General features: G+C 70.4%; 2 protein-coding genes and 1 pseudogene. All 3 read right to left on the bottom strand.

Features of this window, described 5'->3' with window-relative positions; all coding sequences use genetic code 11:
• Positions 1-268: 268 nt before the first annotated feature.
• Positions 269-13486: pseudogene (locus F0U60_RS27845) on the bottom strand (non-ribosomal peptide synthase/polyketide synthase); the annotation flags it as partial.
• 26 nt (positions 13487-13512) lie between these two features.
• Positions 13513-18066, bottom strand: coding sequence for an SDR family NAD(P)-dependent oxidoreductase (locus F0U60_RS27840; RefSeq protein ID WP_395803947.1), 4554 nt, complete (start codon positions 18064-18066; stop codon positions 13513-13515).
• Positions 18066-21932 carry an amino acid adenylation domain-containing protein gene (locus tag F0U60_RS27835; RefSeq protein WP_395803945.1) on the bottom strand — a complete coding sequence of 1289 codons (3867 nt, stop codon included), beginning with the start codon at positions 21930-21932 and terminating at the stop codon, positions 18066-18068. The genes F0U60_RS27840 and F0U60_RS27835 overlap by 1 nt, the downstream gene beginning before the upstream one ends.
• Between the last annotated feature and the right edge of the window lie 72 nt (positions 21933-22004).

The following is a 22004-nucleotide window of genomic DNA, read 5'->3' as shown; positions in this document are numbered from 1 at the left end:
CCAATGGGGAGGGGCTGAAGGCGGGAGTCGAGGACGTAGAGGAGGGCGTTGGGGAAGGGACGGCCGATGGTGGGCTGGAGAGGGTCGAGGCGGGACTCAATGGAGGCGCAGACGGTGACCTCGGTGGGGCCGTAGGCGTTGAGGAAGCGGCGACCGGAGGACCAGCGAGAGGCGACGTCGGGAGGGCAGGCCTCGCCAGCGGAGATGACGGTGAGAAGGCCCTCGAGGCCCTCGGTGTCGAGCTGGGAGAGGACGGAGGGGTGAGGGTGACGGCGGAGATGGAGCGAGAGCGAAGCAGGGAGTGGAGGGGAGGCCCAGGCAGCAGGCTGTCGCGGGGAGCCAGGTGGAGGCAGGAGCCAGCGAGGAGGGAGGCGAAGACTTCGCAGACGGAGGCGTCGAAGCCGAGGGAGGCGAACTGAAGGACGCGGGTGTCGGGGCCGAAGCCGTGCTCGCGGACGGCGGCCAGGGCGGTGTTGCACAGGCCGCGGTGGGTGAGGAGGGTGCCCTTGGGCCGACCGGTGGAGCCGGAGGTGTAGATGACGTAGGCGAGGTTGTCGGGTACGCCCAGCGGAGGGAGCGGCTCCGTGGACTGGGTGGCCACCTGCGGCCAGTCCGTGTCCAGGCACACGAGGAACCCGCTCTGCGAGGGCAGCTCGTCCGCCAGATGCTCCTGGGTGAGGAGCACGGGAACCTCCGAGTCGGCCAGCATGAAGGCAAGGCGCTCGGAGGGATAGGAGGGATCGAGGGGAACCCAGGCACCACCGGCCTTGAGGACGGCGAGCATGCCGATGACCAGATCATGGGAGCGCTCGACACACAGGCCGACGCGGGTCTCGGGACCGACACCCAGGGAGCGCAGGTGCCAGGCGAGCTGATTGGCGCGAGCGTCCAGCTCTCGGTAAGTGAGGGTGGAGTCGCCGGTGGAGACAGCGGGAGCCTCCGGTGTACGGGCCACCTGGGCCTCGAAGAGCTGGTGGGCGAGCACGTCGCGCGGGAAGTCCACGCGGCTGTCGTTCCACTCCACCAGCACCTTCCTCCGCTCCTCTTCCGTGAGCAGGGTCAGCTCTCCCAGTGGCTGATTGGGCCGGGCCAGCACCGCCTCCAGCGCGCCCCGCCAGTGCGCCAGCAACTGGTCAATGGCCTCCTGGGTGAAGCGCGCCGAGTCATACCCCAGCCGCAGGAGCAGCTCCCGATCGGGGATGACCATGGCCGCCAGCGGGTAGTTGATCCGCTCGTAGAAGTACACGTTGCGGATCGCCAGGGTGCTGCCTCGCTCGATGACAGAGGCGTCCACTGGGTAGTTCTCGAAGACGAGGAAGCTGTCGAAGAGAGACGTGCCGCGGGGTACCTCGCTCCAGCCCTGCACCTTCACCAGGGGACTGTGCTCGTACTGGCGCATCTCCACCTGCCACGCCTGCAGCTCCTTCAGCCATTGCAGCACCGGCACGTGCGGCTCCAACCGCACCCGCACCGGGAGGGCGTTGATGAAGAGCCCCACCATGGACTCCACGTCCGTCAGGTCCGGCGGACGGCCGGCAACGGTGGTTCCGAAGAGCGCGTCTTGCGTGCCGGCGTAGCGGCCGAGCACCAGGCCCCAGGTCGCCTGCACCAGCGTGTTGAGGGTGAGCTGGTGCTCTCGGGCGAAGGCCTGCAGCTCCGCGGTGCGCGCCGCCGTCAGGTGGAGATCCCGCTCGCCCGGGGGCAGGTGCGCGGCGTTCTCCCTCGGAGGCCGGGCCAGCGGCAGCGGCGTGGGCGTGGTGAAGTCCCGGAGCGAGCGTCTCCAGAAGACCTCCGCGCCCATGTCGTCCTGGCGCTGGAGCCAGGCGATGTACTCGCGGAAGGGCGGAACGGAGTGCTGGGGTGGCGCCTCGCCACTCAGCAGCGCCTGGTAGGTGGCGAAGAGCTCCTGGAAGAGCAGGCCGAGGCTCCACCCGTCCATCAGCACGTGGTGGTAGGTCCACACCATGTGCGTGACGTGCTCCTCCAGACGGATGAGCGCCAGGCGCATCAGGGGCGGGTGGGACAGCTCGAAGCCCGTGGAGCGATCCTCGGTGAGGAAAGCCTCCAGCCGGGTCCGCTGCTCCGCCGGGGGCACGCCTCTCCAGTCCAGCTCGAGCCAGGGCAGCTCCGCCCGAGGGCGTACCACCTGGAGCGGCCTGGCCAGCCCTTCCCAGTAGAGGGCGGTGCGCAGCAGCGGCTGACGCTCCACCAGCCGCTCCATGGCCCGGTGGAACGTGTCCGGTTGGAGCGGCGCGTGGAACGTCCACGTGAGCTGCTCGAGGTACATGCCCACCTTGGGCTCGAGCAGCGCGTGGAAGAGCATGCCCTGCTGCATGGGCGACAGGGGGTAGATGTCCTGCACGAGCGGATCCTTCTGGAGGATGCGCTCGAGCTCGGCCTGGGTGAGGCGGGCCAGAGGGAAGTCGGCGGGGATGCGGTGGGCGGCATCCGGGCTGGCGCGGCCCGCGATGATGCGCCGCAGCGCCTCGCGGAAGCTCGTGGCGAGCGCCTGGATGGTCTCGCGCGAATGGAGCGCCTCGCTGTAGCTGATGTAGAGGTCCAACCGGCCGGAGAGCACGAAGCCGCCCACCTCCAACACGTGGGGACGGCGTTCCCCCGCGCCGATGGTGGGGCCCGCGGACTCACGCACCAGGGCGAAGGGTCCTTCGGCCCTCGCGCCCGTGTCGAACTGGCCCAGGTAGTTGAAGCTGATCTCCGCGGCGGGCAGGGCGCGCAGACGCCGTGCCGCCTCGTCCTCGCGCAGGTAGCGCAGCAGGCCATAGCCGAGCCCTCGCCCCGGTATCCGCGCCAGCCCTTCGCGCACGGCGCGCACCGCATCGCCCGGGCTTGCCGTCTGGGGTGCCTCCAGCAGCGCCGGGTACAGCGAGGTGAACCAGCCCACCGTACGTGACAGGTCCACATCGTCGAACAGGTCCTCGCGGCCGTGGCCTTCCAGGTCCACCAACAGGCGCGACTGTCCCGCCCAGGGGGCCAGCGCCTGCATCAGCGCCGCCAGCAGCACGTCGTCAATACGGGCCCGGTAGGCGGAGGGCACCTCCTGCAGCAGCAGGCGCGTCTCCTCCTCGTCGAGTGACACCGTCACCCCTCGTGCCGAGGCGAAGGTGTTGTCACCGCCAGCCCCGTCCCTCGGGAGCGGACGCACGCGCGCCCGGGCCTCGTCGAGCCAGAAGGGCAGCTCCGCCGCCACCGCCGGCGAGCTGGCGTGCGCCACCAGCCGCTCCGCCCAGGTCTTGAAGGAGGTGCTCTTGGGAGGCAGCGCCACCGGCTGTCCCGCCTGGAGTTGCTGGCAGGCCGTGCCCAGGTCCTCCAGCAGCGTGCGCCAGGAGACGCCGTCCACCGCCAGGTGATGGATGACGAGTAGCAGTCGTGCGGTGCGTCCGGCTCCCGGCTCCACCAGGGCCGCCGCCACCAGCGGCCCGTTCTCCAGCGACAGGCCGCGTTGCAGCTCCTCGGCGGTCTGCTCCATTCGCGACGCGTCCACCCGCCGCAGCACCACGCCTCCGCTGCTCGGCTCGGCGCACTCCTGCCGCCAGCCACTCGCGGTCCTCGTGAGGCGCAGCCGGAGCGCGTCATGGTGCGCCAGCAGGTGGTCCAACGCCTGCTCCAGGAGCTCGGCCTCCACCGGCTGGCGCAGCTCCACCACCATCGCCTGGTTGTTGTGGTGCGGTGTCTCCAGATCCCTCTCGAGGAACCAGCGCTGGATGGGCGTGAGCGGCACGGGACCCACCACCGGGCCCTGCTCGCCCCGCGCGGCCCGTACCTCCGTCGCCATCGGCGCCAGCTCGGCGATCGTCTGGTGCTGGAAGAGCTGCTTGGGGGTGAGGCGCAGGCCCACGCGGTGCGCGCGGGCGATGATCTGCAAGCTGAGGATGGAGTCGCCGCCCAAGGCGAAGAAGTTGTCGTGGATGCCCACCTTCTCCAGCCTCAGCACGCGCGCCCAGATGTCGGCGAGCTGGCGCTCCACGGGCGTCCGCGGCTCCACGAAGCTGCTCCGCGCCGAGCGCTCCACCTCCGGCACGGGCAATGCCCGGCGATCCACCTTGCCGTTGGACGTGAGCGGCAGGGCCTCCATCGTGACGATGGCCGCGGGCACCATGTAGTCCGGCAGCCGCTGCTGGAGGTGGTTGCGCAGCTCCTCCGCGCTCGTCACCCGTCCCACGGCCGGTACCACATAGCCCACCAGCCGCTTCACTCCTGGCACGTCCTCGCGCGCCACCACCACGGCCTCGCGCACCGTGGAGTGCTGCGCCAGGGCCGTTTCAATCTCCCCCAGCTCGATGCGGAAGCCGCGGATCTTCACCTGCAGATCGGTGCGGCCCAGGTACTCGATGTGGCCGTCAGCTCGGAAGCGCGCCAGGTCTCCCGTCTTGTAGAGGCGCTCCCCGGGCCGCTGCGAGAAGGGGTGCGGCACGAAGCGCTCCGCCGTGAGCTCCGGACGGTGGAGGTAGCCGCGCGCCAGGCCCTGGCCACCAATGTAGAGCTCTCCGGGGACGCCCACCGGCTGTGGCCGCAACCGCTCATCCAGGATGAAGGCCTGTAGGTCCGGAATGGGCACGCCGACGATGCTGCCGGAAGCCCCCTCCGCGTCCGCTGCGCACAGCGGCCGGTAGGTGACGTGCACCGTTGTCTCGGTGATGCCGTACATGTTGACCAGCTGGGGCTTCTGCTCTCCATGCCGGGAGAACCAGGGCCGCAGGCTGGCGAACTCGAGCGCCTCGCCGCCGAAGATGACGTAGCGCAGGGACAGCTCGCCGGCCTCGGTGGAGGTGGCATCGGCGTGGATGAGCTGGCGGAAGGCCGAGGGCGTCTGGTTGAGGACCGTCACCCGCTCGCGGCGCAGCAGCGCCAGGAAGGCGTCCGGGGAGCGGCTCACCCAGTAGGGCACCACCACCACGCGCCCGCCGTACAGCAGCGCCCCCCACAACTCCCAGACGGAGAAGTCGAAGGCGTACGAGTGGAAGAACGTCCACACGTCACGCGAGTCGAAGTGGTACCAGTGCTCGGTGGCGCTCATGAGGCGCACCACCTGCTCATGGGGAATCTGCACGCCCTTGGGCCGGCCCGTGGAGCCGGAGGTGTAGATGATGTAGGCGAGGTTCTCCGGCCTGGTGCCCGCGTCCGGCGCGTGGGAGGGCTCGCCCTCGAAGCCTTCGCGGGGATCATCCAGGAGCACCACGCTGGCGCGGTGGGGCGGCAGCTTGTCCTGGAGCGCGGCCTGCGTGAGGAGCACCGGCACGGCGGTGTCCTCGAGCATGAAGGCCAGGCGCTCGGCCGGGTAGGATGGATCCATGGGGACGTAGGCGCCGCCGGCCTTGAGGATGGCGAGCAGGCCCACCACCATCTCCAGGGAGCGTTCCACGCACAGGCCCACGAGCGTCTCGGGACCCACGCCCATGCGGCGCAGGCGCCAGGCGAGCTGGTTGGCGCGGATGTCGAGTTGCCGGTAGGTGAGGTGCTGGTCCTCGTAGGTGACGGCGATGGCGTCCGGCGTGCGGGCCACCTGCGCCTCGAAGCGCTGGTGCAGGGCGGGGCCCCGAGCGAAGCCCTCGCGCGGGGTGTTCCACTCCACCAGGTGCTGCCGGCGCTCGGCCTCGGTGAGCAGTGGCAGCTCCGATACGCGCTGCTCCGGCTGAGCGATGGCGGCCCGCAGCAGCACCTCCAGGTGGCCCAGCATCCGCTCCGCGGTCGTCGCCTCGAAGAGGTCCGTGTTGTACTCCAGCCCCAGCTCCAGGCCCTGCTCACCGTCGGTGACGTAGAGGGTGAAGTCGAACTTGGCCGTCCGCCCCTCCACGGGCAGCGGGCGCAGGGTGAGGCCCGGCAGGGCTCGCTCCATCTCCAGGCCCTGCTGGTAGACGAGCATCACCTGGAACAGGGGCGTGCGGCTCAGGTCGCGCTCGGGCTGGAGCGCTTCCACAAGGCGCTCGAAGGGCACTTCCTGGTGGGAGAAGGCCCCGAGCACGGACTCACGCGCCCGGGTGAGCAGCTCGCGGAAGGGCGTGTTCGCGCCGAGCCGGGCGCGCAGCACCAGCGTGTTGATGAAGAGGCCGACGAGTCCCTCCAGCTCGGGGCGCCCACGTCCGGAGACAGGCGTGCCCACCGTGAAGTCGTCCTGGCCCGAGTAGCGGTACAGCAGCGTTTGCAGCGCGGCCAGGTACGTCATGAAGGGCGTGACGCCCTCGCGGCGGTGGAAGGCTCGCAGGGACTCGGAGAGCTCGCCTGGCAGGCGGCGGGTGCTCACGGCGCCCCGGTTGGTGACGAGCGCCGGGCGCGGCTTGTCCGTGGGCAACTCCAGGCCGCGCGGGGCTCCCTCCAGTTGCTGGCGCCACCAGGCGAGCTGGGCCTCGAGGACCTCGCCCTCAAGCCACGAGCGCTGCCAGGCCGCGTAGTCCGCGTACTGCACGGGCAGGGCCGGCAGGGGCGAGGGCTCGCCCCGGAGGAAGGCGTCATAGAGCGCGGCCAACTCCCGCAGCAGCACGTCCATGGACCAGCCGTCCGAGACGATGTGGTGCAGCGTCAGCAGCAGCACGTGCCGCTGAGGCTCCAGCTGCAACAGGGTGATGCGCAGCAGGGGCCCGCGGGTGAGATCGAAGGGCCGGTGGGCCTCCTCGATGGCGAGCCGGCGCGCCTCCTGCTCGCGCTCCCCGGCGGACAGCTCCCGCAGATCCACCACGGTGAGGGGCGCGGTCGTCCCCGGGTGTACGAGCTGTTCACCTCCGTGCTCGCCCTGGCGGAGCGTCGTCCGAAGCGACTCGTGGCGCTGGACGAGCTCCATGAAGCTGCGCTCCAGCACGCCCACGTCGAGCTCCCCCTCCATCTCAAGGGCGGCGGGGATGTTGTAGAGGGCGCTCTGGGGCTGCCACTGATCGAGGAACCACAGGCGCTGCTGGGCGAAGGAGAGGGGCAACGCGCCGTCACGCGGCGCGGGACGCAGGGGCGGCACGGCACCGTGCTCGTGGGGCCGGTGCTGCAAGGTGTCCAGCTGCTCGGCGAGCCGGGCAACGGTGGGGGCGTCGAAGAAGGCCCGCAGGGGCAGCTCCACCCCGAACGTCTCGTGCACGCGCGCTACCAGGCGGGTGGCGAGCAGGGAGTGGCCGCCGAGGGAGAAGAAGTCGTCGTGGATGCCGACTCGCTCCAGGCGCAGCAGCCGCGCGAAGAGGCCGCACAGCAGCTCCTCGGTGCGGGTCCGCGGAGGCGCGTGGGCGCGTGACTCCTCCAGCGAGGACGAGGGGGCCGGCAACGCTCGGCGCTCCACCTTGCCATTGGAGGAGAGCGGCAGCGCGTTCATCACCACGAAGGCGGCCGGCACCATGTACTCGGGCAACTGCCGCTGGAGGTGACGCCGCAGCTCCGCCACGTCAACCACTTGGCCCGTGGCGGGGACCACGTAGCCCACCAGCCGCTTGTCTCCGGGCACATCCTCGCGTGCCACCACAACGGCCTCGCGCACCGTGGGGTACTGGCCGAGCGAGGCTTCGATCTCTCCCAGCTCGATGCGGAAGCCGCGCAGCTTCACCTGGAAGTCGGTGCGGCCCAGGTATTCGATCTCTCCGCCAGGCAGGTAGCGCGCCAGGTCTCCCGTCTTGTAGAGGCGCGCGCCGGGCTCGGTGCCAATGGGATCGGCCACGAAGCGCTCGGCCGTCAGGTCCGGCCGACGGTAGTAGCCACGCGCGAGTCCGATGCCACCGATGTAGAGCTCCCCCGGCACTCCCACGGGCACTGGACGCAGGTGCGCATCAAGAATGTGGATGCGGAGGTTGGAGATGGGACGGCCAATGGGGACGATGCGCCGCGAATCCCCGCGCTCGCACGTCCAATGGGTGACGTCCACGGCGGCCTCGGTGGGGCCGTAGAGGTTGTGGAGGCTCGCGGGCAGCCGCTCAAGGCAGCGCTGCGCGAGCTCCGCGGGCAGGGCCTCGCCGCTGCAGATGATGCGCTCGAGGTGGGCGCAGGACTCCAGCCCCGGCTGCTCCAGGAAGACCTGGAGCATGGAGGGCACGAAGTGCAGGGTGGTGATGCGCTCGGAGGCGATGGTGCGCACCAGGTACGCCCCGTCCTGGTGGCCGCCGGGGATGGCCATGACGAGCCGGGCCCCGGTGATCAGCGGCCAGAAGAACTCCCACACGGAGACGTCGAAGCCGAAGGGCGTCTTCTGGAGGACGGCGTCCCTGGGCGTCAGGCCGTAGGCGGACTGCATCCACTCCAGGCGGTTGCGGATGGCCTCGTGGGTGTTGAGCGCCCCCTTGGGCCGGCCGGTGGAGCCCGAGGTATAGATGATGTAGGCGGCGCCCTCAGGAGCCACAGCCACCCGGGGCCGGTGTCCGGGTTCTCGTGCGATCTCCTCCCAGCCCGAGTCGAGGCACACCACGCGCCCAGAGCTCGCGGGCAGCACTGGCTTCAGGCGCTCCTGGGTGAGGAGCACGGGGGCGGCGGCGTCCTTCACCATGAAGGCGAGGCGCTCGGCCGGGTAGGACGGATCCATCGGCACCCAGGCGCCACCGGCCTTGAGGATGGCGAGCAGACCCACCACCATCTCCAGCGAGCGCTCCATGCACACGGCCACCGGCACCTCGGGGCCCACGCCCAGCGAGCGCAGGTGGTGCGCGAGTTGGTTGGCGCGCTCGTCCAGCTCTCGGTAGGTGAGCTGCCTGCCCTCGTACGAAACGGCGGGCGCGTCCGGGGTGCGGTCTACCTGGGCCTCGACGAGCTCGTGCAGCCGTGCGCCGGACCGCGGCTCCGCGCGGGTGTCATTCCACTCGACCAGCAGCTTCTGGCGCTCGGCGGACGTCAGCAGCGGTAGCTCCGCCAGGGTCTGCTCCGGCCGCGCCACGATGCCCTCGAGCAGCACCTGGAGGTGCCCGGCCAGGCGGGTCACCGTGCTCTCGTCGAAGAGATCGGTGTTGTATTCGAAGGAGACGCCCAGCCCCTCGGGGTTGTCGGTGAAAGCCAGCGACAGCTCGAAGCGCGCGGTGCGGCTCTCCACCTCCAGCGGGCGCAGGGAGAGGCCCGGCATGGCGCCCCTCAGCTCGAGTCCCTGCTGGTAGACGATCATCACCTGGAAGAGGGGCGAGCGGCTCGGGTCGCGCTGGGGCTGGAGCACCTCTACGAGCTTCTCGAAGGGCACCTCCTGGTGGGAGAAGGCATCCAGCGTGGAGGACTTCACCCGCGCGAGCAGCTCCCGGAAGGTGAGCCGGGCATTCGGCTGCGCGCGCAGCACCACGGTGTTGATGAAGAAACCGATGAGCCCTTCCAGCCCATGCTGCTCGCGGCCCTCCACGGGCGTGCCGAGGGCGAAGTCCTCCTGGCCCGAATAGCGGTGCAGCAGCACCTGGGTGGCCGCCAGCAACGTCATGAAGGGCGTGACGCCCTCGCGGCGGTGGAAGGTGCGCAGTGCGTCGGAGAGCGCGCGCGGCAGACGGGTCTCCCACACGGCGCCGCGGTAGCTCTGGTGCGCGGGCCTCGGGCGATCCGTGGGCAGCTCCAGCGCGTGGGGCATCCCCTCGAGCTGCTGGCGCCACCAGCCGACCCGGGACTCCAGCTCCTTGTCCTGGAGCCAGGTGCGCTGCCACAGGGCGTAGTCGGCGTACTGCACCGGTAGAGGCGGCAGCGGCGAGGGCTCGCCACGGTGGAACGCATCGTAGAGGGCGGCCACCTCGCGCAGCAGCACCTCGATGGATCTGTCATCCGAGACGATGTGGTGCATCACCACCACGAGCACGTGCTCCTGCTCGCCCATCCGCAGGAGGGTGACTCGGATGACTGGACCGGCGGCCAGATCAAAGGGGCGCCAGGCCTCCTCGTTGGCGAGCCGGCGCGCCTCGTGCTCCCGCTCGGACTCGGGCAGGGAGCGCAGGTCGATGACTGGGAGCGGCATGGGCCCTGGCGAGTGAATGACCTGGAGGGGCTCCTCCACCGTGGCCTGGAAGGTGGTGCGCAGTGATTCGTGACGGCGGAGGAGCTCGTCGAAGGAGCGCTGGAAGGCACTGACGTCCAACGGGCCCACGAGGCGAAGAGCGGCGGGGACGTTGTAGACGGAGCTGAGGGGCTGCCACTGGTCGAGGAACCAGAGACGCTGCTGGGAGAAGGAGAGGGGCAGCGCGCCGTCGCGAGGAGCAGGGCGCAGGGGCGGAGCAGAGGAGGTGCCCTGGGAAGAAGCCTTGAGAGTATCGAGCCGCTCGGCGAGACGGGAGGCGGTGGTGGCCTCGAAGAGCGAGCGGAGGGGAAGCTCCAGGCCGAGCACCTCGCGCACCTGGGCGACGAGGCGTGCGGCGAGCAGGGAGTGGCCGCCGAGGGAGAAGAAGTCGTCGTGGATGCCCACGCGCTCCAGGCGAAGCAGCCGCGCGAAGAGGCCGCACAGCAACTCCTCGGTGCGGGTACGCGGAGGCGCGTAGGCGGAGGAGGAGAGGGGAGCGTCGGAAGGAGGGGGAAGGGCCTTCCTGTCCACCTTGCCGTTGGAGGAGAGGGGCAGGGACTCCAGGAAGAGGAAGGCGGAGGGCACCATGTACTCGGGTAGGTGCTGGGCGAGGTGGGCGCGCAGCGACTCCACCTGGAGGGAGTGGCCAGGGCGAGCGGACAGGTAGGCCACCAGACGCTGCGCACCCGGAGAGTCCTCGCGCACCACCACCACCACTTCGCGCACGGAGGGGAGGCGAGAGAGGCAGTCCTCAATCTCCCCCAGCTCAATGCGGAAGCCGCGCACCTTCACTTGGAAGTCGATGCGGCCCAGGAAGTCGAGTGAGCCATCGGGCAACCAGCGGACGCGGTCCCCGGTGCGGTAGAGGCGGGCGCCGGGCTCACGCGAGAAGGGGTCGGGGAGGAAGGAGGAGGCGGTGCGCAGCGGGTCGAGGAGGTAGCCGCGGCCGACACCCGCGCCACCGACGAAAAGCTCACCGGGGACGCCGATGGGGCAGGGACGCAGGTGAGAGTCGAGGACGTAGAGGCGGGTGTTGCAGATGGGCTTGCCGATGGGGACGCAAGCGGAGGAAGGCGGGGAGAAGAGGGGCCCGTGAGTGACGTCGTCGGAGCACTCGGTGGGGCCGTAGGCGTTAATGAGGGGGATGGAGGGCCAGCAGAGCAACCAGCGGCGGGCGGTTTCAGCCGGGAGGGCCTCGCCGGTGGGGAGCATGAAGCGCAGGCGCGAGAGGGCCGGGCGAGAGGAGCCCAGGGCGTCGGCCTCCTCCAGCAGGGCGCGCAGCAGGGAGGGCACCGTCTCGGCGATGGAGACGGACTGCTTCTCCAGCGACTCAAGCAGGGCGCGGGGCGAGTGGGCCACGTCGTCGGGAAGGACGAGGGTGTGGCCACCGACGAGCAGGGCGCAGAAGAATTGCCAGACGGAGATGTCGAAGCACTGAGAGGCCGTCTGGGCGACGACGTCGGAGGGCCCCAGGGCCAAGTCCCGCACCTTGGCATGCAGGTGGTTGAGCATGCCGCGCTGCTCCACCATGGCGCCCTTGGGCACGCCGGTGGAGCCCGAGGTGAAGATGACGTAGGCCAGACTGGAGGGAGAGGAGCGCGCCGGGAGGTTGTGCTCCGGAGAGGCGGCGCTCAGGGAGGCCTCGAGGGAGAGGACGCGGGGGCGACGCTCGGTGGGCAACAACGCGAGGGCGGAGGCCAGCAGGGGCGCCAGCGAGTCGGAGACGAGGACGAAGGGAGCGCGGCTGAGGGAGAGGACCTGGGAGAGGCGGTGGGGAGGGTGGAAGGGGTCCAGCGGCAACCAGGCGGCGCCGGACTTGAGGATGCCGAGGGTGGAGGCGAGGAAGTCGCAGCCGCGGGGGGCCAGGAGGGCGACGAGAGAGTCGGACTGGAGGCCGGAGTCCACCAGGAGGTGGGCCAGGCGGTTGGAGCGAGCGTTGAGGGCGGCGTAGGAAAGAGAGGAGGAGGCATCGCGAACGGCGAGGGCGTCCGGAGTGCGAGCCACCTGGGACTCGAAGAGCTGATGGAAGCAGACGTCGAGGGGGACGTCGGCGTGGGTGCGGTTGAAGTCCACCAGCACTTGCTGCTTCTCGGCCTGGGGCAGCAAGGGGATGTCACCCACGCGCTGCTCTGGCTGGGCAACCACAGCCTCCAACACCGTGCGCAGGTGCTGGGTGAGGCGGGCGATTGTCTCCGCCTCGAACAGGTCCGTGCTGTACTCCAGGTGGCCGACGAGCCCACCTCGCTCCACTTCCACCAGCGAGAGGGTGAGGTCGAACATCGACTGGCCCGCGTTGCTCTTGATGCTCTCCAGGGTCAGCGCGCCGAGCCGGGGGCGCCCTTGGGGCTTCTGGAGAATGAGCATCACCTGGAAGAGCGGCGTGTAGCTGAGGCTGCGCCGAGGCTGGAGCTCCTCGACGAGCTTCTCGAAGGGCACGTCCTGGTTGTCGAACGCACCCATGGCGGCTTCACGCACCCGGCCGAGTAGCTCGCGGAAGGTGGGGTTGCCGGACAGGTCCGTGCGCAGCACCAGCGTGTTGAGGAAGAAGCCGATGAGGCTCTCCAGCTCGGCTCTGCCACGGCCGGCGCTGGGCGAGCCCACGCAGACGTCATCCTGACCCGAGTAGCGGTGCAACAGCGTCTGGAAGGCGGCGAGCAGCACCATGTAGAGGGTGGCCCCCTCACGCCTGCCGAGCGCCTTGAGCTCCTCCACCAGCGCCGCGGGAAGCTCCACCGGCAGCGTCGTCCCTCGGAAAGTCTGCACGGCCGGGCGAGGCCTGTCCGTGGGCAGCTCCAGCACCTCGGGTGCGCCGGTCAGCCGAGCCTTCCAATAGTCGAGCTGCCTCCGGAGGGCCGGGCCCTCGCGCTCGAGCTGCTGCTGGCGCGCGAAGTCGGCGTATTGCAGCGGCAACTCCGGCAGCACCGGACGGGTTCCGGCGCTGAAGGCCTCGTAGAAGACACCCACGTCCCGGATCAGCACGTCCATGGACCAGCCGTCCGAGACGATGTGGTGCATCGTCAGCAGCAGGATGTGCTCCTCCGGCGACAGCCTCAGCAGGGTGGTGCGCAGCAGGGGCCCTCGGGTGAGCTCGAATGGCCGCCGCGCCTCTTCCGCCGCCAGCCGGAGCGCCTCCTCCTCGCGCCGTTCCCGCGGCAACCCCGTCAGATCCTCCGGGTCCAGCTTCAGCTCCAGCGAGGGCGCCGCCACCTGGACGGGCTGTCCATCCTGCTCCAGGAACCGCGTCCGCAGCGACTCATGGCGCTCCACGAGCGCGTTCAAAGCACGCTCCAGGGCCCGCACGTCGAGCGGCCCGCGCAGGCGGAACGCCGCGGGAATGTTGAACATCGTCGTCCCGGGTTCCATCCGATCCAGGAACCACAGCCGCTGCTGGGCGAAGGACAACGGCGACGGTTCGGAGGGAGCGCGCACGGGCCGGGGGGCCGGTGGGGCCTCCTGCGCCACCTGGGGAGCCTGCTGCCGCTCGGCCAGCTTGCGCAGGAACTGCTCGCGCTTCTCGGGGGGAAGGTTGGCGATCCGGTTCCGAATGTCGCTCATGGTGCTCGATCTAGATGAGGGATGACTTATTCCAACTCGGCGAGGAGGGACTCCAGCTCCTCATCGCCCATGCTGTCGGCGCGGCTTTGGACGATGGCCACGGCCATGCCCGCGATGGTGGGGGTCTCGAACAGGTCGCGCATGCGCAGCTCCACCTGGAAGAGCTGCCGCACGCGCGCCACGACCTGTGCACCCACCAGCGAGTGCCCACCCAGCTCGAAGAAGTCGTCGTGGATGCCGGGTTGCGCGACGCCGAGCAGCTCCGCCCAGATGGCGGCCAGCTCACGCTCGACAGAGTCACGGGGCGCCACGTACTCGTTGCGCAAGCCGCGCCGGGCCTGGCTCTGGCTCGTCCGCGGAGCCGCGGCTTCGTGGGCCTGTTCACGCCGCAGCCACACCGCCTGGCGCGCGGGGAGCTCCGCGGTGGACACGGCCCAGCGACTCTCGGCTCGCGCGGCCAGCAACCGCCGCAGGGCGTCCGAGCCCTCTGCGAGCGTCATGTCGGAGGCGCCAGGTTCTTCTCCCTCCTGGTACCAGCCGTCCCAGTTCACGCTGAGCCACTGCGTTCCACCTGCTCGGGCCCGTAGGCACGCCAGCGTGTCCATGAAGGCGTTGGCCGCCGCATAGGCGGAGAACCCCGGGCCTCCCAGCACCACGGACAACGAGGACTGCAGCACCACGAAGTCCAGCTTCCTGCTGGCCAGCGCGGCCTCGAGCCACCGTGTGCCGTGCACCTTGGCGGCGAACTGCTCCTCGCAACGCTCGCGCTCCAGCTCCGCCAACGGCACGTGCGTCCGCATGCCGATGCTTCCCGCCGAGTGCACCACCCCGTGCAGCGCTCCGAAGTGCGCCTCCGTCCGGGCCAGCACCGACTCGACCTCCGGCCGTCGCGACATGTCCGCCGACAGCACCAGCACCTCCGCCCCCAGCGCTTCCATCGCCCGCAGCCGGCCGATTTTCCGCGACACGCCGTCCTGCTCGCCGTGTGCTGCCCGCCAGGCCTCCCACTCCTCCCGGGGAGGGAAGGGCGAGCGGCCCACCAGCACCAGCCGCGCCCTCACCGCCGCGGCCAGGTGCTCGGCCACTCCCAGGCCGATTCGTCCCAGGCCGCCCGTGATGAGGTACACGCCCTGCTCGCGAAGTGGCGCGATCCCCGTGCTTGGAGCAGGCAGCCGCGCTGGCTCGTAGTGCTCGATGTAGCGGCGCGAGCCGCGCCAGGCCACCACGGGCTCCGCCGAGGACAGGCGCACCTCCGCCGCGAGCCGCTCCAGCAGCTGCTCCACCTTCGCCTCGTCCTCGGGCAGGCGCACGTCGATGCAGCGTGGGCGCAGTCCGGCGTGCTCCTGGGGCACCACCTTGCAAGGGCCCACCACCAGGGCACGTGCGGGCACCAGCGGCTCGTCGCCCGTCACCTCCAGTGCGCCGCTTACTAGGATCGCCATGTCCACCGGCGCCTCGCCAGCCCGTGGTTGGAGGGCCCGGGCCAGGGCGATGACGCTGTGGAAGCCCCGCTCCATCTCAGCGGCGAGCGCCGCATCCTCCTCCCCCTCAAGCCCGGGACCCAGGCTCCATGCATGCACCACGTGGTGGGGCCGCCGGCCCGCAGCCTCCAGCTCCTCCAGCAGCGCGCGGTAGTGGGCGGGCTCGCCGGGAGCGATGCCATAGGTCCGCTCATCCAGCCGCGAGAACTCTCGTGCGGGCACCACTCGCACCACCTCGGCGCCTCCGGCCCGCAGGTGCTCCACCAGCTTCGCGCCAGGTCCCGTAGGGTCGACGAAGGCCAGCATGCTCCCGCCCCGGGAAGCGGGCGCCGCGGGGGGCGGCGTGGGCTTCCAGGCCGGCTGATAGAACCACTCCGAGACATCCTCCCTCTTGCGTGGCGTGGAGCCGGACGTCCTGGGGTGCTCTTGCGCGGCCTGACCACCCGCGGCCTCTACCCAATAGTCCTCCCGCTGGAAGGGGTAGGTGGGCAGCTCCAGCCGGCGGTGCTCGCCGGGTCCCTGGAGCCGCTCTCCCTCCAGCTCCACGCCGGCCAGCCACAGCCGCCCGGCTGCCTCCAGGAGCGCGGAAGAATCCGGCCGTGTGTCCTGGGGCCGGCGCATCGAGGGCACCACCATGCGCTCCGCCGCGCTGGCGGACTGCCGCGTCAACATCGTCAGCGTCTGTCCGGGGCCCACCTCCAGCAGCACCCGATCCGGCTCCGCGAGCAGCGTGGCCACGCCTTCGGCGAAACGCACCGGGCGCCGCACGTGCTCCGCCCACATGCGCGGATCCGTTGCATCCCTGTCCGTGAGCCACGTCCCCGTCATGTCGGAGACACAGGGAATCTTCGGCGGAGACATGCGCACGCGCCGCAGCCGCTCCTCCAGGGGCCGCAGCATCGGCTCCATCATCGCCGAGTGGCAGGCATGGCTGGTGTGCAACCGGCGGCACTCCACGCCGCGCCGGCCCAGCTCCTCCTGGAGGGCCTGCATGGCGTCGGTGGGGCCAGAGGCCACGCACAAAGAGGCCGCGTTGATGGCGGCGATGCTCACCGGCCTCCCTGCCAGCAACGGCAGGAGCTCGGCCTCGGGGAGTTGCACGGACAGCATGGTGCCCCCGGGGAGCTGTTGCATGAGCCGGCTGCGCAGCGCCACCAGCTCCACGGCGTCCTCCAGCGAGAAGATGCCCGCCAGGCAGGCCGCCGCGTACATGCCGAAGCTGTGTCCGGCGAGCGCCTGGGGCTGCACGCCCATGTCCATCCACCAGCGCGCCAGGGCGTACTCGAGGGTGAAGAGCGCCGGGTTGCCGATCGAGAGCAGCTCCAGCTTCCGTGTGGCCTCCTCGAGCTCGGACGCGGTGGGGTAGAGGGACTTGCGAAGGTCCACGCCCAGCAGCGGTTTGAACAGCTCGCAGCAGACGTCGACGTGCTCGCGGAAGAGGGGCTCGGACTCATACAGGCCGCGGCCCATGTTCACGTGGTACGAGCCCTGGCCGGGGAAGAGGAAGGCCACCGAGCGGCGCGCATCTCCCGCCACCTCGGTGAGCATCCGCGAGTCCCTCGCCGCCAGCACCTCCCGGGCCTCGCGCGTGTCCTGACACACCAGCATCCGCCGGTGCTCAAAGCGCCGCCGCCCCACCTGGAGCGTGTGGGCCACGTCCGCCAGCTCCACCTCCGGGTGCTGCTCGAGGTGGGTGGCCAATCGTGCGGTGGCCTCCTCCAGCGCGGGGCCGCTCCGGGCGGAGAGCACCAGCAGTTGCCAGGGGCGCGCCGCGGTGGTGCGTGGTGCCACGGTGGGCGCTTCCTCCAGCACAACGTGCGCGTTGGTTCCACCCAGTCCAAAGGAGCTCACCCCCGCGCGCCGCGGCTTTCCCTCGAGCCACTCCCTCGGCGTGGTGTTGACGGCGAAGGGCCCCTCCTCGAAGGGGACGCGTGGATTGGGGCGCTGGAAGTGCAGGGAGGGAGGCAGTTGCCGGTGCTCCAACGCCAGCACCGTCTTGATGAGGCCCGCCACGCCGGCCGCCGCGTCCATGTGTCCCAGGTTGCTCTTCACCGAGCCCAGTGCGATGGAGCCTCGCGGCAGGCCCTGGAACACCTGGTTGAGCGCGGCCACTTCGATGGGATCTCCCAGCGGGGTGGCTGTCCCATGGGCCTCCACGTACTGGATGGAGTCGGGCTCCACCCCCGCCATCGCGAGCGCCTCGGAGATGACCTGAGCCTGTCCTTCCACGCTGGGTGCGGTGAAGCCCACCTTGGAGGAGCCGTCGTTGTTGATGGCCGAGCCGCGGATGACGGCGTGGATGTGATCTCCCTGCTCCAGCGCGTCCGACAGGCGCTTGAGCACCACCACCGCCACGCCCGAGCCGCCCACTGTTCCCTCGCCCTTCTCGTCGAAGGGGCGGCAGTGCCCATCCGGCGAGAGGATGCCGCCCTCTCGGTAGAGGTAGCCGGCACGTTGGGGCAGCGTCAGCGCGACACCGCCCGCGAGCGCCATGTCCGACTCACCGGACAGCAGGCTCTGGCAGGCCAGGTGCACGGCCACCAGCGACGTGGAGCACGCCGTCTGCACCGTGAGGCTCGGCCCGCGCAGGTCCAACCGGTGGGACACCCGCGTGGCGAGGAAGTCCTTCTCGTTGGCCATCACCATCGAGAACAGGCCCTGCGAGGCCACCACGTCCTGCCGCGACAGCAGGTTCGAGAGCAGGTAGGTGCTGCGCCCCTCGCCGGCGAAGACGGAGATGGCTCCCGGCCAGCGCGCCCCCTCGTACCCGGCTCGCTCCAGCGCCTCCCACGCGCACTCCAGGAAGAGCCGGTGCTGGGGATCCAGCAGCTCCGCCTCCCTCGGGCTGTAACCGAAGAAGGCCGCATCGAAAGCAGCCACGTTCTCCAGGACGAAGCCGGCGCGCACGTAGCCCGACTGCTCGCGGACGGAGCGGGGCACCCCGGCTGCCTCCAGCTCCTCGTCAGTGAAGGTGGTGCGCGGCTCCACGCCCTCGCGCAGCAGCTTCCAGAAGGACTCCGGATCCCTGGCTCCGGGGACTCGCAGCGCCATGCCGACGATGGCGACCGCCTCGGCTCCAGGAGTGCTGTTCTGCTCCATTACTGGCCTCCCTTCTTCCGGCGGTTCGCCAGGCGCAGCTGGCGTTGTTGATCCATTCGCTCCTTCCGGCCCTCGCCCCGCTCCTGGCTGGCTTCCAGCTTCGGGCGGGTGTCGAGCCGTGACAGGTGCTCGGCCAGCTTGGCGATCGTGGGGTATTGGAAGAGCTCGGGCAGCGACACCCGCAGGCTCAGCTCCGCCTGCACCCGTGTCTGCACGCGGATGATGCTCATCGAGTTGCCGCCCACGTCGAAGAAGCGCTCGTTGCGTCCCACGCGCCGCAGGCCCAGCACCTCGCACCAGATGGTGGCCAGGGTGCGCTCCAGCTCACCATGCGGCTCCATGTAGGGCTGACCGCTGCCCACGTGTGCCTCGTCCGGAGCGGGCAGCGCCCGCCGGTCCACCTTGCCGTGAGCGGACAGGGGCAGCGCCGCCAGGGGAACGAAGGCTGCCGGTACCATGTGCTCCGGCAGCCGCTCCCGCAGGAAGTCACGCAGCGCTCCCGTGTCGGGCTCGCCCTCGCGGGACACCACGTAGGAGACGAGGCGCTGGAGGCCGGGGGAGTCCTCGCGAAGGAGGGTGAAGGCGTCGAGGACAGAGGGGTGCTCGCGCAGAACGGAGGAGACCTCGGAGGGCTCGATGCGGAAGCCGCGCAGCTTCACCTGCTCGTCGATGCGGCCGAGGAACTCCAGGGAGCCAGAGGGCAGCCAGCGAACGAGGTCCCCGGTGCGGTAGAGGCGAGCACCAGGCTCTTGGGAGAAGGGATTGGGGACGAAGCGCTCGGCGGTGAGGTCCGGACGGCCGAGGTAGCCGCGAGCCACGCCCGGGCCACCAACGAAGAGCTCGCCGGGCAGGCCAATGGGGAGGGGCTGAAGGCGGGAGTCGAGGACGTAGAGGAGGGCGTTGGGGAAGGGACGGCCGATGGTGGGCTGGAGAGGGTCGAGGCGGGACTCAATGGAGGCGCAGACGGTGACCTCGGTGGGGCCGTAGGCATTGAGGAAGCGGCGACCGGAGGACCAGCGAGAGGCGACGTCGGGAGGGCAGGCCTCGCCAGCGGAGATGACGGTGAGAAGGCCCTCGAGGCCCTCGGTGTCGAGCTGGGAGAGGACGGAGGGGGTGAGGGTGACGGCGGAGATGGAGCGAGAGCGAAGCAGGGAGTGGAGGGGAGGCCCAGGCAGCAGGCTGTCGCGGGGAGCCAGGTGGAGGCAGGAGCCAGCGAGGAGGGAGGCGAAGACTTCGCAGACGGAGGCGTCGAAGCCGAGGGAGGCGAACTGAAGGACGCGGGTGTCGGGGCCGAAGCCGTGCTCGCGGACGGCGGCCAGGGCGGTGTTGCACAGGCCGCGGTGGGTGAGGAGGGTGCCCTTGGGCCGACCGGTGGAGCCGGAGGTGTAGATGACGTAGGCGAGGTTGTCGGGTACGCCCAGCGGAGGGAGCGGCTCCGTGGACTGGGTGGCCACCTGCGGCCAGTCCGTGTCCAAGCACACCACGCGCGCGGAGGTGGAGGGCAGAGCGGACCGCGGCGTCTCCTGGGTGAGGAGCACGGAAATGTCCGAGTCGGCCAGCATGAAGGAGAGGCGCTCGGAGGGATAGGAGGGATCGAGAGGAACCCAGGCACCACCGGCCTTGAGGACGGCGAGCATGCCGATGACCAGGTCGTGGGAGCGCTCGACACACAGGCCGACGCGGGTCTCGGGACCGACACCCAGGGAGCGCAGGTGCCAGGCGAGCTGATTGGCGCGAGCGTCCAGCTCTCGGTAGGAGAGGGTGGAGTCGCCGGTGGAGACAGCGGGAGCCTCCGGCGTACGGGCCACCTGGGCCTCGAAGAGCTGGTGGGCGAGCACGTCGCGCGGGAAGTCCACGCGGCTGTCGTTCCACTCCACCAGTACCTTCCTCCGCTCCTCTTCCGTAAGCAGGGTCAGCGAGGCGACGGGCTGATCCGGATGGGCGATGGCGCTCTCGAGCAGCAGGGTCAGGTGCCCGGCCATGCGGGCCACCGTGGCCTCGTCGTAGAGGTCGGTGTTGTACTCGAAGGAGGCGCGGAGGCCCTCGTCGGTGTCGGTGAGGGAGAGGGTGAGGTCGAACTTGGCGCCCTGTCCGTCGAGCGGGAGCTGGTGCAGGGCGAGGCCAGGCAGGGCTCGCTCGATGTGCAGCTCCTGCTGGTAGGCCACCATCACCTGGAAGAGGGGCGAGCGGCTCAGGTCACGCTGGGGCTGGAGCACCTCCACGAGCTTCTCGAAGGGCACGTCCTGGTGGGCGAGCGCGCCGAGGGTGGATTCACGCGCCTGAGCGAGCAGCTCGCGGAAGGTGGTGTGGGGACCGAAGCGGGCGCGCAACACCAGGGTGTTGACGAAGAAGCCGATGAGGCCCTCCATCTCGGCGTGGGTGCGGCCGGAGACGGGTGAGCCCACGGTGAAGTCGTCCTGGCCCGAGTAACGGTGCAGCAGCGCCTGAGTGGCCGCCAGCAACGTCACGAAGGGAGTGACCCCCTCGCGGCGGTGGAAGACGCGCAGCGACTCGGAGAGCGAGCGCGGCAGCACCCGGGTGAGGAGCGCTCCGTGGAACGTCTGCAGCGCCGGGCGAGGCCTGTCCGTGGGCAGCTCCAGCGCGTGGGGCGCACCTTCGAGCTGCTGGCGCCACCAGGCGAGCTGTGCTTCGAGCGCCTCTCCCTGGAGCCAGGAGCGCTGCCACACGGCGTAGTCAGCGTACTGCACCGGCAGGGGCGGCAGCGGCGAGGGCTGGCCTCGGAGGAAGGCGTCATAGAGGGCAGCGAGCTCGCGCAGCAGCACCTCGGAGGAGCCGCCGTCCGAGATAATGTGGTGCATCACCACCACGAGCACGTGGAGCTCAGTGTCGAGCCGCAGCAGGGTGGTGCGCAGCAGGGGCCCACTGGCGAGATCGAAGGGCCGCCGAGCTTCCTCGTTGGCGAGCCGGAGCGCTTCCTGTTCCCGCTCGGACTCGGACAGGGCCTGGAGCTCCACCAGGGTCAGCGGATAGGTGAGCTCCGGGTGGATGTGCTGCACAGGTCCCAGCGGGCCGTCCTGGAAGGTCGTCCGGAAGGACTCGTGACGGCGGAGGAGCTCGTTGAAGGATCGCTGCAGGGCACTGATGTCCAACGGGCCCTCGAGACGGAGGGCGGCGGGGATGTTGTAGAAGGAGCCCTGGGGCTGCCACTGGTCGAGGAACCAGAGACGCTGCTGGGAGAAGGAGAGGGGCAGCGCGCCGTCGCGAGGAGCGGGGCGCAGGGGCGGAGCAGAGGAGGTGCCCTGGGAAGAAGCCTTGAGAGTATCGAGCCGCTCGGCGAGACGGGCGGCGGTGGTGGCCTCGAAGAGCGAGCGGAGGGGAAGCTCCAGGCCGAGCACCTCGCGCACCTGGGCGACGAGACGGGCGGCGAGCAGGGAGTGGCCGCCGAGGGAGAAGAAGTCGTCGTGGATGCCCACGCGCTCCAGGCGAAGCAGCCGCGCGAAGAGGCCGCACAGCAGCTCCTCGGTGCGAGTGCGCGGAGGCGCGTAGGCGGAGGAGGAGAGGGGAGCGTCGGAAGGAGGGGGAAGGGCCTTCCTGTCCACCTTGCCGTTGGAGGAGAGGGGCAGGGACTCCAGGAAGAGGAAGGCGGAGGGCACCATGTACTCGGGTAGGTGCTGGGCGAGGTGGGCGCGCAGCGACTCCACCTGGAGGGAGTGGCCAGGGCGAGCGGACAGGTAGGCCACCAGACGCTGCGCACCCGGAGAGTCCTCGCGCACCACCACCACCACTTCGCGCACGGAGGGGAGGCGAGAGAGGCAGTCCTCAATCTCCCCCAGCTCAATGCGGAAGCCGCGCACCTTCACTTGGAAGTCGATGCGGCCCAGGAAGTCGAGTGAGCCATCGGGCAACCAGCGGACGCGGTCCCCGGTGCGGTAGAGGCGGGCGCCGGGCTCACGCGAGAAGGGGTCGGGGAGGAAGGA

Source organism: Archangium minus (assembly GCF_044360475.1).
In the GTDB taxonomy this organism is placed as follows: Bacteria; Myxococcota; Myxococcia; order Myxococcales; family Myxococcaceae; genus Archangium; species Archangium minus.
The sequence above is the reverse complement of the archived record's forward strand: the minus strand, read 5'-3'. Positions and strand labels throughout refer to the sequence as shown.

Excerpts from the sequence above, each read along its gene's own strand:
- F0U60_RS27840 (WP_395803947.1), bottom strand. The coding sequence starts at position 18,066 with ATGGAGCAGAACAGCACTCCTGGAGCCGAGGCGGTCGCCATCGTCGGC.